This window comes from Amycolatopsis sp. VC5-11, assembly GCF_037034185.1.
Taxonomy (GTDB): domain Bacteria; phylum Actinomycetota; class Actinomycetes; order Mycobacteriales; family Pseudonocardiaceae; genus Amycolatopsis; species Amycolatopsis nivea.
This window is the reverse complement of record NZ_JBAGKF010000008.1, coordinates 45,354-58,292: the sequence shown is the minus strand read 5'-3', so window position 1 is coordinate 58,292 and position 12,939 is coordinate 45,354. Positions and strand designations below refer to the sequence as shown.

Below are 12,939 nucleotides of genomic sequence, written 5' to 3'. Positions count from 1 at the left end.
AGGCGGCGCGCGGTTCGGGTCAAGCGCCGTTCCGGGCGGTCGGCGCGATAGGGTTCGTATCTGCGAACGCAGGGGAGGCTGTCATGACCGAGTCGAGCGCCAAGGCGCACCGGACGGTCGGCCGCGTCACCAGCATCCTCGAGTGCGTCGCGCGGCAGCCCGGGATGCGGCTGCACGAGCTGTCGGTCGCTCTCGACGCGCCCAAATCCTCGGTGTTCGGCCTGGTCAAAGGCTTGGTGTCAACCGGCTACCTGGTCGAGGCCGACGGTGCCTACCGGCTCGGCCCGGCGCTGGGGAACCTGCTCACCGGCGGCCTGCCCGGCATCGCGACCGCGGCCCGGCCCGCCCTGGAGGAGCTGCGCCGCCGGTTCGGCGAGACGGTGATGCTCGGCGCCGAGGTCGGGGATTCGCTCATCTACGTGGACGCGGTCGAGTCCGAGCAGCCGATCCGCTACTCGGCACCGCTCCGCACGCGGCGACCGCTGTATCCGCCGAGCGCGGGCAAGATCGTTCTCGCGTACTGGTCGGCGCGCCGGCGCGAGGCGTACCTGAAGTCAGTGCTCCCGGACGCCGAGCGCGTGCGGGCCGCGATGGACGAACTCGACACCGTCCGCGCCGAGGGCGTCGCGCTCAACCGCGGCGAAACCCTGCCCGACGTGAGCGCGGCGGCGCGGCCGATCCTGGTCGACGGAGAGGTCGTCGCGGCGATCGCGGTCGCGGGCCCGACCACGCGGATTTCCGGCCGCCTGCCGGAGATCGGCGACGCGCTCGCCGGCATCACCGCAGCGGTCGTGAAGCGCTGGGAAGCCGCGCGCCAGAGCTGACTCACCGCGTGCGTGTTGGGCGCGGCTAGAACCGTGATCAACACGCACGACCCTCGATCCACCCCCTTGACCGCCGACCCTGCGGCCTCTTAGCATCCGGATATACGCATCATGCGTTCCCAAATACGCACGCAACGGCGCGCGCCGGCTGGCTTCCGCTCGCCTGTGCCCCAGTTCCGGAGAGCAGGACCATGCCCAGTGTTGTGGACGACAGCGTCGGAACGACCCGGAAAGCCCCGCGCGGAGTCGGGGTCGCGGTGGTCGTCGGCTCCGCGCTCGAGTGGTTCGATTTCTATCTCTACGCGTCGATGGCCGCGCTGGTGTTCGGCCACGTCTTCTTCCCGCCCGGCAACGACGCCGCCGCGACGATGGCCTCGGTCGCGACCTTCGCGGTCGGCTTCCTGGCCCGCCCGATCGGCGGCATCGTGTTCGGTGCGCTCGGCGACCGGATCGGGCGCAAGAAAGTGCTGTCGTGGACCTTCGTGCTGATGGGCGTTTCCTCGGCAGGCATTGGATTATTGCCGAGTTACGCGAGCGCCGGGCTTCTCGCGCCGGTTCTGCTCGTGGTGCTGCGGCTGCTGCAAGGACTCGGCGCCGGGGCGGAATTCGGCGGCGCGATCGCAGTCGCCTACGAGCACGCTGATCCGCGCAAACGCGGGCGGCAAGGTTCGTGGCCCGCGCTGGGCGTGAACGTCGGGTTGCTCGTCTCCTCGCTCGCCGTCGCCGGACTGACCACTTTGGACAAGGAGTTCCTGCACGGGTTCGGCTGGCGGATCCCGTTCCTGGCCAGCTTCCTGCTCGTCGGCGTCGGACTGTGGGTGCGCCGCCGGGTTCCGGAAACCCCGGAGTTCGAGAACCTGGTGCGCAGCAAGAAAAACCGGCCGCGCGGCTGGGCGAACCGGCCGTTGGTGAAGCTGTTCCGCAGTGACTGGCGCGCGCTCGCGGTGGTCATGGTGATCACCATCGGCTACAACGGCGTCAGCTACGTGTTCAAGACGTTCTCGCTCGCCTACCTGACGAATTTCCGTGGCGTGCCGGCGAATATCGGCGCGCTGGGGATCAGCATCGCGAGCGCGACGGCGATCGTGACGGTGCCGATCGCCGGGTGGATCAGCGACCGGATCGGCGCGAAGAAGGTCGTGGTCGCCGGCGGGGTCGCGACGGGATTGCTGGCGTTCCCGTTCTTCTGGCTGCTCGACACCGGAAGCAGCTGGTTCATCTGGCTCGGCCTCGTGCTGGCGACCGGCATCGTGGTTCCGGCGATGCTGTCGGCGCAAGGAGCGTTCCTGGCCAAGCAGTTCCCGGCCGAGGTCCGCTCGACCGGGCTGGGCACCGGCCGCGAGGTCGGGGGAGCGGTGTCCGGCGGGCTGGCCCCGCTGGCCGCGTTGGCGATCGTGGAAGCCTCCGCGACGCACGCGACCTGGGGTGTTTCGCTGCTGTTCATCGCGGGTGCGTTGTGCATCGGCCTCGGCGCGCTCGCCGATCAGAGCCGCAGCAAACTCAACTGAGCCGCGGCCACCGGGTGCGGGTCTTGGGCAGTTCCGGACCGTAGACGGCTTCGGCGACCGAGCGTTTGAGGTTCGCGCAGTGGTGCAGCACGTGTGCCGGGAAACCGTTGCCGGAAGGGCGTTCCGGTGGTTTCTCGGCACCGGCTGGGACGAGTGTCCATCCAGAACCGAGTTCGATGAGGCTCTGGTGTTTCGTGGTGTAGTACTCCGGCGAAACGTCGACTGCCACGCCGGTCGCGCCCGCAGCGGCGGCGACCAGATGCAGATGGAAGCGGCTGGAGATCCAGGTCTGTCCGGGCGCGAGCGGGAGACCGCGATGCCACACGTCGCGGAACGGGTGGAATTCCGCACCGGGCAGTTCGTGTTCCAGCAACGCGAAAACCTCGCGGTCGACGCGAGGAATCCCTTCCACCACAGCGAGTTCGCCCGGCGGCAGCCGCCACTCGCGCACCAGGCCGAGCACCTGGGCGGCGAGCGAGGACGGTCGCTCGGTGCCGATGTCCGACTGCATGCACAGGACGAACTCGCGCGTCGTGGGCGTCGTCGGCGGTTGCGGCGCAAGGAAAGCGTCGTCGCAGGACCGCTCGACACCCGCGACGCCGTGCAGGAGTTCGGCGGACGGATCGTCGCGGACGTCCACGACGTCGAAACGCTCGGCAAGCGCGCGCAACAATACGGCCGCGCCCGGCGGGAAGGGGACGAAACCCTGTCCGGTCATCGCCGAACGGGCTCCGGAACGCTGCGCGGCCGCGGCGGCCCCGGCGACCAGTCCCAGGTGCCGGGGCCACAGCGCGTTGACGTAACCGCCGCCGATCAGATGCACGACGTCGAGCTTGCCGAGCAGTTCGATCCCCGCGTCCCAGCGCGGCGCGCGACCGGGGTCGTGTACCGCGGACCGCACCCAGGACGCGACTTCCCACGGATCGTCCGACGGCGCTTCGCCGCACAGCCGCCACAAGGTGTCCGTGCAGCGCAAACGCGGATGCAGGTCGCCGAACAAATGCTGTGCGGGACCCGGCGAATGGGTGTCGAGCCAGACTTCCGCGTCCGGCTCGGTGCGGGCCAAGCGGCGGATCCAAGCCGCGGCGATCAGTTCGTCGCCGAAGTTCGGATAGCCGCTCGGCCCGACCAGGTAATGCCGGCGGGGGGACGGGGCAGGAGTCACGAAGCGACGCTGAGCTGCGTGTCCAACGCCTGGTCGCCCTGTGCCTTCTCGCTTCCGCTCGGCTCGGCCTGGATGCGGTCCTTGGCCACGCCGTCGCCCTCGAGCGCGGTCGAGATCGCCTGCGCGCGCTCCTCGGACAGCTTCTTGGCCTTGTCCGCGTCCGGGTAGCCGGCGTGGGTCTCGACCTTCAGCTTGACATCGTTGCCCTGCATGGCTTTCGCGATCGCGGTGAGGCCTTCCTTGGCCTTGGCGGTCAATTCCGCCTTCTCCGGCTCGAACTTGATCGGCGAGGCCTGCGAGGCCTGCTGGATCGCGGCGGTGACCGCCTGCGCGGCCGGGCCGCCGGCGTTCTGCCCGGGGGCTCCGTTCTGGCCGGACGCGCCGTTCTGCCCGGCGTCGCCGGACTGGTTGGCTCCGCTGGGCTGTGCGGCTCCGCTGGACTGGGCGGTGTTCTGCCCGGACGCTCCGGATCCGGACGAGTCGTTCGATCCGCCCGACCCGCACGCGCTGACCAGCGCGACGACGGCTGCGGCCCCGACGACCGCCTTGACGAGTGCCCTCTGCATGAGAATTGCGCTCCTTCGGCTGGGTTCGCCGGGATCTGAACACGGGGCCAAGACCGCGGCAACCGGGACGCACCCGGCGAACGCGCCAAGCCACCGCCCGGTTTCGCCCCGTCAGCAGGGAAGGGGCGGCGGCTCGCGGCCTCGCCCGCGGAAACTGACATCCACCCGGGTGAGGGACCCGGGAAGTCCACAAAGGACAGTAAGATCGCGACGCGCGGGGCAGCTGTATAACGACCTATTCAGCGCGCCTTGGGGCGATTTGTCCGACTGGGCCGACGGCGAACCGGAGGCGCGCGTTCCGGTCCGATCAAGGGGCAAAAAGCCCCGGGGTGCGCCGCGGATTCCCGGGGTGCATCTCAGGGTGTTCCCCGATGCCGGGCAGTCACGGCCGCCAGCATGCTGATCGATGTGACCCTCATAACGCGGAAGGCCAAGGCGGCGGCGCCCGCGATCGCTGCCGGCGCGTTGGCTTTCTCGCTGGTGCCGATTCTCCTGTTGCACCTGGTGGCGGCGGGCACGATCGACCCGGTCCGCGACGTCATCAGCGATTACGTCTTTCCGCCCGGGGGTGCGGTGCTGCTGGCCGCGGCCTCGCTCGGGCTGGCCGGTGCGTCGTTGCTGGTCCGGCACGCGTTGCTCAAGCAGGGGTTGCCGAAACGCAGCCCGGAATCGGTGCTGATCGCGTTGTGGGCGGCCGGATTGGTCGTCGCGACGTTCTTCCCGACCGATCCGACCGGCGTGGAGACGTCGTTTTCCGGTGCGGTGCACCGGTATGCCGGCGCGGCGATGTTCGTGTGCCTGCCGCTGGCGGGATGGTTGCTGGCACGCCGCCGGCCGGAAGCGACAGCGGTGCGCTGGCTTTCGCTGGCCGCCGGTGCCGCTTCGCTCGCCTTTCTGCTGGCCCACGCGCCGTTGCTGGAGCAGTCCGTACCTGAATTTCTGGGGTTGTTCGAGCGCGTGCTGTACGCCCTGCTCTACGCACAGCTTTTCGCGGTCGCCGCGACGGCCCGGACCGAGGTGGACTCATGACGATCCTCGCCATCGCGCTCGCCGTGCTCGGCGCGGTTTTCTTTTCCACTGGCGCACTTCTGCAGCACGGCGTGGTCACCGGACTGCCCGGCCGCCCGCGGATCGGGGAGCTGATCCGCGCGCCGCGCTGGCTCGGCGGGCTGGCCCTGCTCGGTTCGGGCGCGGGCGTGCACGCGGTCGCACTGGGGATGGCTCCGCTGACCGTCGTGCAGCCGGTCGGGGTCATCGCCGTCGCGATCACCGCGATTCTCGACCGGCGGCGGCGGGATTTGCCCGCGGTCGCGGTCACCATGCTCGGCGTCGGGACGTTCGTGACCGTCGCCGCGGGCAGCACCACGAGCACCGAGGTCGGCGCCGACGCGCAAACGCGGGCGGCGTTGCTGGTGCTGGGGGGCGTGGCGCTGCTGACGCTGATCGGCGCGATCGTCTCGCGTCCGTCGGTCCGCGGACTGTGTTTCGGCGCGGCCGGCGGCGCCGCCTACGGCTTCGTTTCGGTGCTGATGCGCGCGGTTTCCCTCGAAATCCGCGAGGGGACCGTCGAATTCGGCACCGCGGTGTCCGTCGCCGCGATGGTGACGGCGTTGCTGGTCGGCGGCTGGCTCGTGCAGTTGTCCTACCGATGCGGTCCGCCGCACCTCGCCGTCGCGTGCCTGACCGTCGTGGATCCGCTGGTCGCAGTGGGTCTCGGCGCCGGGGTGCTCGGCGAAGCCACCCACCTCGACACCGCGGCGACCGCGGTCGCGCTCACCGCGGCGGTGCTGGCGGTCGGCGGCGTCGCCGTTCTGAGCCGCGGCAGTTCTTCTTCTGTCCATTCCACCAGATCGGAGCACCCAGTGAACGACGACCTGCCTTTGCGCATCGTGGTCGCCGCCGAGACCTATCCTCCGGACGTCAACGGCGCGGCGCAGTTCGCGTACCGGCTGTCCACCGGTCTCGCCGGCCGCGGCCACGAGGTCCACGTGATCAGCGTCGACCCGGAGGGCCCGGCGCGCACCGAAAGGGACGGCGACGTCGTGGTGCACCGGGTCCGGTCGCACCGCACCCCGTTCCACCGCACCTTCCGGATCGGCCTGCCCTGGGAGGTGAGCAAGGACGTGGCTGCGCTGCTGGAGGAGTTGCAGCCCGACCTCGTGCACGTCCAGGCGCATTTCGTGGTCGGAAGGTACGTGCTGAAGCACGCCGCCGCGATGGGCATTCCCGGGGTGGCGACGAACCACTTCATGCCGGAAAACCTGTTCGGGCACGTGCGAGTGCCGACGTGGCTGCGCGGCGCGGCCTCGCGGTGGGCGTGGCGCGACTTGACGCGCGTGTTCTCGACGGCCCGCGTGGTTACCGCGCCGACGCCGCGTGCGGTGGAACTGTTGCACGACAACGGTTTCCCGGAGCGGGCGATCCCGGTGTCGTGCGGCATCGACATCGACCGCTACCGGTTGCGCACGGTTTCGCGAACGTCCGACGACCCGACGGTGTTGTTCGTCGGACGGCTCGACGAGGAGAAGCGCGTCGACGAGCTGTTGCGCGCGGTCGCGCTCGTGCCTCGCCTGCATGCGGAGATCATCGGCGACGGTTCTTGCCGCGCGGACTGGGAAAAGCTGGCTGGCGAACTCGGGATCGCCGACCGGGTGCGGTTCCGCGGTTTTGTGTCCGAAGAGGACTTGCTGGACGCCTACGCGGCCGCGGATCTCTTCTGCATGCCGGGCGTCGCCGAACTGCAGAGCCTGGCGACGATGGAGGCGATGGCGGCGGGGAAGCCGGTGGTGGTCGCGGACGCGATGGCGCTGCCGCACCTGTGCCGTCCGGGCTACAACGGCTGGCTGTTCGAACCGGGCAACGTGGGGGAGCTGGCCGAGCGGCTGCACGCGGTGGTCGCCGACCCGGCGACGCTGGCGCGGATGGGGGCGGCGAGCGGCAAGATGATCGCCGGGCACGCGCTGGAGTCCACTTTGGATTCGTTCGAGGCGTGCTACGCGGAGGCGATGGGCCGGGTCGCGGCAGTGCCCGCGGCTGCCTGAGACTTCTGGGGGAACGGGGGGATGGCCGGGTTCGCCGGACTAAGGGGAGGGATCCGGCGAACCCGGCCGGGCTCAGGCCAGGGTGATGGCGTAGAGCTGGACGCGCGGGTCGTTCGGCAGGCTCACCGACTGGACAGTCTTGGCGCTGTCCACTGTGGAGGCGATGCCGAACAACCGCACCGGCGGGCCGTCGACCCCGCTGCCCGCCTTGATCCGGTGCGGCATGTCGAGCACGACGGTCGTGCCGGACGGCGTCGAACCGGCCCAGTCGCCGAAGGTCACCGGGAGATCCGCGCTGGTTCCGTCGCTGTAGTGCACGGTCAGCGAAGTGGACACCGGGCCGTTGTGCGACGAGCCGATCAGCTGCACCGCCTGGTGCTTTCCGGCGGGCAGCAGCAGCGATTGCCCGCGTGCTTCCACGAAGTTCGCCGCGGTGCCCGTGGAATCGGCCGCCGCGTAGGTGACTCCATTGTGGACGAAGGTTCCGGCTCGCGGCATCAGGTCGCCGTCGTAACTCCAACCGCTGCCGTCGAAGTTGCCCTCGGTGGACGCCGCGACGGTCGCGGTTCCGTCGTGATTGCGGTCGTGGCCGAGATCGACCGCGCACTGGGTCCCGGACGTCGACGCGCACACCGTCGGTTCCCGGACCTCGATGCTCGCGGTGCGGGTGACGGTATTCGCGCCCGGTCCGGATGCCTTGAGCTGCACCGAATACGTGCCGACTGGCGTGTTCGCCGGAACGGTCACCGTGACCGGCGCGGTCTTCTGCGTCGGCAGCCGGAAAGACCACAGCAGCTGCAACTGGTCGGTCTGCACTCGCCAGCCGGACGGCGCCGATGAGGTCACGAAGACCGGCTGTGCTCCGGGGTTCTGGCCGAGCACGTCCAGGCTCAAGTGGACAGTCTGCGCTGAAGATTGCTGAGGCAGCACTACCGAACTCGGCCGCAGCGTCGCGTCCACGTGCCGACGCAGATCCCCGGCGGATTTGTTGACCGACGGCGGTTCCGTGCCCGGCTGCGTGCCCCAGCGGGACGGCGTCGAGCCGACCTGATAGGCGAGGTTGCCGCCGTGCGCGACCGCGGACCAGTCGAGCCAGGTATTCCGGACGTCCCGCCCGTTGAGCGAAACGCTTTGCACGTAACGGTTCGCGTCGCTCGCGCCCGGCGCGGTGACGGTGAGCGTGCCGCCCTGCCTGCCCTCGTACTGTCCGATCCGGACAGTCGCCGATTCGAACTGCGGACTGGACACCGCGAGGAAGTTCGCGCCGCTCATCGTCGGGTAGAGGCCGAGCGAGGAGAAGACGTACCAGGCGGACATCGTGCCGAGGTCGTCGTTGCCGGTCATGCCGTCCGGTCCGGTGGTGAACAGCGTCATCGCCGCGCGGACGACGGTCGCGGTCTTCGCCGGCGCGCCGACCCAGTTGTACATGTACGGGGAAAGCAGGTCGGGTTCGTTGTTGGGGTTGTAGGTGGCCTTGGCGTAGTAGTCGTACGGGCTGGCGATCCAGTCCTTGCGCGCGGTCCCCGCCGGGTCCTTGAGCAGGTTGTCGTAGGCGAAGAAGGAGTCGAGCCGCTTTTCGGTCGCCTGCTTGCCGCCCATCAGGTCGGCGAGCCCGGCCGGATCCTGCGGGACGAGCCATTGGTACTGGTAGGCGCCGCCTTCGTGGAACTGGTGGTCGGCGTCGACCGGGTTGTACGGCGTGAGCCAGGTGCCGTCCGTGGTGCGCGGCCGGAACTGCTTGTCCGCGGCGTTCCAGACGTTGCGGTACCACTGGCCGCGGTCGGCGAACATGCGCGCGTCAGCCTGGTGGCCCAGACCCTTGGCCATCAACGCGAGCGCGGCGTCGGCGGCGGAGTACTCCATGGTCGCCGACGTCGGATGCTCGCAGTCGTTGTCGCCGCCCTTGGCCGCGCAGTCCTTGCCGAGCGTGAGGCCACTCGGGATGTAGCCGCGGTCGTTGTAGAAATTGACCCCGGAACGCCCGTTGTACGGCGAATCGGCGGGTGGCGTGCTGGTCGCGTTCTTCTTGAGCAGCGCGTACGCCTCGTCCTCGTGCCCGGCCAGCAAGCCCTTCGACCAGGCTTCGACAAGGAACGGAGTCACCGGGTCGCCGGTCATGATGTTGGTTTCGCTGCCCGCCAGCGCCCATCTCGGCAGCCAGCCGCCGTCGCGGCCGATCGCCAGCACGGACAGCGCGACGTCGCGCGCCACCTGCGGTTCCAGCATTTCGAGCAGCTGGTTCTGCGGCCGGTAGGTGTCCCAGAGGGAGAAGTTCTGGTACGGCGTGTAGCCGTTGGCGCGGTGGACCTTGCCGTCGAAACCGGCGTAGTCGCCGCTGATGTCGCCAGCGAGGTTCGGGTGCAGTTGCGCGTGATACAGCGAGGTGTAGAAAGCGGTCTGCCGTTCGGCGCTGCCGCCGCTGATCTTGATCGCGCCGAGCCGGTCCGCCCACTGCTTGCGCAATGCGGCGCGGGTGGCGTCGAAGTCGTAGCTGTCGCTGGTTTCCTTCGCGAGGTTGCCCCGCGCGCCGGCGAGACCGGTGTAGGAGAGCCCCACCTTCAGGACGACATCGTGGTCAGCGGTGGCGTCGAAGCTGACCCACGCGCCATTGCCGCCGGTGCCCGCGGCGTCGCGGCTGCCCGCGGTGCGGGTGGTGCCGCGCCAGGTCCCGTAGGAGGCGAAAGGACGGTCGAAAGTGGCGGTGAAGTAGACGGTGTGCTCGTCGTGCCCGGCGCAGAAGCCGCCCGCGCGCACGCGACCCTCGAGGGTCCGGTCGCCGACGACGTGGATCTCGGAATCCTTCACCGACTGGTTCGCCTGGCCGGTGTTGAACAGCACGTTCGCCTGGCCGGTCGACGGGAAGGTGTAGCGCTGCCAGCCGGTGCGCGGGGTGGCGGTGAGCTCGGCGTTGACGCCGTACTTCTTCAGCCCGACGCGGTAGTAGCCGGGTTCGGCCTTCTCGTCGTCGTGGCTGTACTCGGATTTGTAGGCGTTCTTGTCCACGGAATCGACGGCGCCCGTGGTCGGCATGACCGGCAGCTCGCCCATCACGCCGCAGCCGACGCCGGAGAGGTGGGTTTGGCTGAAGCCGTAGATCGAGTTCTGCTGGTAGTCGTACCCGCCTTGGCCGCCGGTGTCGGGGCTGACCTGGACCATGCCGAAGGGCGCGCTGGCTCCGGGGAAGGTGTTGCCGAAGTTCTGCGTGCCGACGAACGGATTGACGAGCGACACCGGATCCGCCGTCGCCGCGCTGGCTGTGGCGGCCGTGCCGGACAGGAGCCCGGCGACCACGAAGCCCGCCGCCGCGACCGCGGTCACCCGTCTCTTCTGCGACCACATGGACGCGCTACCTCCAGGGCTGACAACGTTGTCATCATGCGAACCGGTGCGGAGACGACCGGCTGGTGAGCAGCTTGTCATCCCGGAGGGGGTTTGAGAAGGCCGACAACCGGACAGCTTCCGCTCCCCGCCGGAGGTCCGTGACGGCCACCCTCACGGCTTTTGCTCCCGCCGATGTTCGTGAGGGGCCCCTTCACGGCTTCCGGTCCCTCCGGTGTTCGTGAGGGGCCCCTTCACGGCTTCCATTCCCTCCGGTGTTCGTGAGGGCCACCCTGACGGCTTTCGCTTCCGCCGGTGTTCGTGAGAGCCGCCCGGACAACTTCCGCTCCCCGCCGCCGTCCGTGAGGGGAACCCTCACGGAATCAGATTCCCGGAGGGTGGCCCTCACGGACGTTCGCCGGGCCTGGCCGCCGCGAACCCTGCCGGGCCTGCCCGCCGCGAACGCTCGCCGGTCCCGGCTGCCGCGAACCCTGCCGGGCCTGGCTGCCGAGAACGCTCGCCGGTCCCGGCTGCCGCGAACCCTGCCGGGCCTGCCCGCCGCGAACGTTCAGCGGGCCTGGCCGCCGCGAACCCCGCCGGGCCCAGCCGCCACGAAGGTTCCCCGGGTCGCCCGCCGCAGGAGAGCTCCGTCAATCACCGCTCGATCCGGTCGACTCCGGCAGCCGCAACACCGCCCGAGCCCCGCCGCCCGGCAGGTTCCCGAATTCCAGGTCCGCCCCCAGCACCCGCGCCTGCGCGACCGCGATCGTCAACCCCAGCCCGTGCCCGCCGCCCCGCGAGTCCGCCCCGGTCCGGAACCGCGCGGGTCCCTCGCGAAGCAGCACCTCCGGATACCCGGGCCCGCGATCGCTGACCGCCACGCACCGGCCCGTCACCTCGACTGTCACCGGCGGGGCCCCGTGCTTGGCCGCGTTCGACAGCAGGTTCGCCAGGATTCGCTCCAGCCGCCGGGGATCCGTCCGCACCCGGACCGCGGTCGGCGCCACCGCGTCCGGCACCCGCCGCCGGACGAACTCCGCCAGATCGAGTTCCGCCAGCTCCGCCCGCTCGGCGGCGGTGTCCAAGCGAGCCACCTCGAGCACGTCCTCCACCAGCGACCGCAGCGCGGCGACCCGGTCGCGCACCAGCTCCGCCGGACGCCCGGACGGCAGCAGTTCGGCCGCGGTCACCAAGCCGGTCACCGGAGTCCGCAGCTCGTGCGCGATGTCTGCGGTGACCCGTTGCTCCGCGGCCAGCCTTGCCTGCAACGCATCCGCCATCGCGTCCACCGCCTGCGCGAGGTCGGCCGCTTCGTCGCGCGGGCGCGGGCCGATCGCGTCGCGCACCCGGGCCGGAGCCCCGTTCGCGACGTCCCGGGCGGCGTCGGCGGCCCGCCGCAGCCGACGCGCCATCCCGGCGCCGAGCACGACGCCTAGCAACGCCCCGGCGACGGTCACCACAGCCGAACCCGCCAGCAGTTCCCGGTCCAAAGTGGCCAGTGCCTGCGTTTGCGCCGCGTAGCTGACCCGCACCGAGACGACGTGCCCGCCGGTTTCGGCGGCTGCCCACAGAACCGGTCCGTCCAAATAGGTCGCTCGGTTGCCGCCGCGCACCGCGTCGCGCAGGGGAGCGGGCAGCGCCGGATCGTCGAGCTGCCCGTCGACACCGGGATTGCGCAGCAGCAGTTGGATCCATTCGTCCTGCGCGTGCCGCGCCTGGTCGGCTTGCGTGCGCGCGAATTGCTGGTGCACCAACAAACTCAACGTCAGAGCGACGGCGGCCGACACGAGGGTCACCGCCGCGGTCAGCCGCCACCGAAGCGTGGCCGGGAAGAGTTTCACGGCTCGGAGCGGAGCTTGTATCCGAAGCCCCGCACGGTTTGCAGCCGCTCTTGGCCGATTTTCACGCGCAGCCGCTGCACGTGGACGTCGACCACGCGCGTGTCGCCGCCCCACGCGTAATCCCACACGCTCGCCAGCAGCGTGTCCCGGCTGAGCACGGTGCCGGGCGATTCGGCGAAACGCAGCAGCAGCCGCAGTTCGGTCGGGGTCAGGTCCACCGGCTGCCCGGATCGGCGGACGTCCAGCCCGGCGCGGTCGATTTCGAGGTCGCCGAAGCGGACGAACGCGTCCTCCTCGGGCCCGGACCAGCCGCTTCGCCGCAGCACCGCCTGGATCCGCGCGATCAGCACCGAGGTGTCGAACGGTTTGGTGACGTAGTCGTCGGCACCGGCTTCGAGCCCGAGCACGACGTCGACCGAATCGTCGCGGGCGGAGACCATCAGCACCGGCACCCGGCTTTCCTCGCGGATCCGGCGGCACAGGCTGACGCCGTTGAGCCCGGGCAGCATCACGTCGAGCAACGCCACGTCCGGCGGCTGCGCGCGGAACTGTTCGAGCCCGGCGAGCCCGTCCGCGGCCGTCGACACCCTGAATCCGGCGCGTTCGAGGGCGAGCTGCGTCGCCTCCCGGATCACGTCGTCGTCCTCGACGAGCAGTACCTGCGTCATGTCCCCTC

General features: G+C 70.3%; 9 protein-coding genes. 4 read left to right on the top strand and 5 right to left on the bottom strand.

All coding sequences use genetic code 11. From position 1 onward, the window contains the following. The first annotated feature begins 83 nt into the window (after window positions 1–83). Both WA670_RS23940 and WA670_RS23935 read left to right on the top strand, forming a co-directional pair. Entirely contained in the window at window positions 84–824 is a 741-nt protein-coding gene (locus tag WA670_RS23940; RefSeq protein ID WP_238607105.1) for an IclR family transcriptional regulator, read from the top strand. Between the two features lie 191 nt (window positions 825–1,015). Next, complete coding sequence (locus tag WA670_RS23935; protein ID WP_238607104.1) at window positions 1,016–2,332, top strand: MFS transporter; 1,317 nt, start codon at window positions 1,016–1,018, stop codon at window positions 2,330–2,332. On the opposite strand, the gene WA670_RS23930 is transcribed toward WA670_RS23935, so the two are convergent. Together WA670_RS23930 and WA670_RS23925 are read right to left on the bottom strand one after the other, a co-directional pair. Further along, window positions 2,325–3,497 carry a polysaccharide pyruvyl transferase family protein gene (locus WA670_RS23930; RefSeq protein ID WP_238607103.1) on the bottom strand — a complete coding sequence of 391 codons (1,173 nt, stop codon included), beginning with the start codon at window positions 3,495–3,497 and terminating at the stop codon, window positions 2,325–2,327. The genes WA670_RS23935 and WA670_RS23930 overlap by 8 nt on opposite strands. After that, window positions 3,494–4,063, bottom strand: coding sequence for an OmpA family protein (locus WA670_RS23925; RefSeq protein WP_336158919.1), 570 nt, complete (start codon window positions 4,061–4,063; stop codon window positions 3,494–3,496). The genes WA670_RS23930 and WA670_RS23925 overlap by 4 nt, the downstream gene beginning before the upstream one ends. Window positions 4,064–4,471: 408 nt before the next feature. Between WA670_RS23925 and WA670_RS23920 the strand changes: the two genes are divergently transcribed. Together WA670_RS23920 and WA670_RS23915 are read left to right on the top strand one after the other, a co-directional pair. Continuing rightward, window positions 4,472–5,092 carry a DUF998 domain-containing protein gene (locus WA670_RS23920; protein ID WP_336158918.1) on the top strand — a complete coding sequence of 207 codons (621 nt, stop codon included), beginning with the start codon at window positions 4,472–4,474 and terminating at the stop codon, window positions 5,090–5,092. After that, the gene (locus tag WA670_RS23915) at window positions 5,089–7,104 is read left to right on the top strand and encodes a glycosyltransferase (protein WP_336158917.1); all 2,016 of its coding nucleotides are present in this window, start codon (window positions 5,089–5,091) and stop codon (window positions 7,102–7,104) included. The genes WA670_RS23920 and WA670_RS23915 overlap by 4 nt, the downstream gene beginning before the upstream one ends. Window positions 7,105–7,176: 72 nt before the next feature. Here the strand turns inward: WA670_RS23915 and WA670_RS23910 are convergent, their stop codons facing one another. From WA670_RS23910 to cseB, 3 genes are all read right to left on the bottom strand, one after another. Next, window positions 7,177–10,443 (bottom strand): GH92 family glycosyl hydrolase, encoded by a 3,267-nt coding sequence (locus WA670_RS23910; RefSeq protein WP_336158915.1) that lies wholly within the window; start codon window positions 10,441–10,443, stop codon window positions 7,177–7,179. A gap of 629 nt (window positions 10,444–11,072) precedes the next feature. Continuing rightward, window positions 11,073–12,263 carry an ATP-binding protein gene (locus tag WA670_RS23905; protein WP_336158914.1) on the bottom strand — a complete coding sequence of 397 codons (1,191 nt, stop codon included), beginning with the start codon at window positions 12,261–12,263 and terminating at the stop codon, window positions 11,073–11,075. Beyond that, window positions 12,260–12,931, bottom strand: a complete 672-nt coding sequence (gene cseB / locus WA670_RS23900) for a two-component system response regulator CseB (RefSeq protein ID WP_275291777.1) — start codon at window positions 12,929–12,931, stop codon at window positions 12,260–12,262. The genes WA670_RS23905 and cseB overlap by 4 nt, the downstream gene beginning before the upstream one ends. Window positions 12,932–12,939 lie beyond the last annotated feature (8 nt).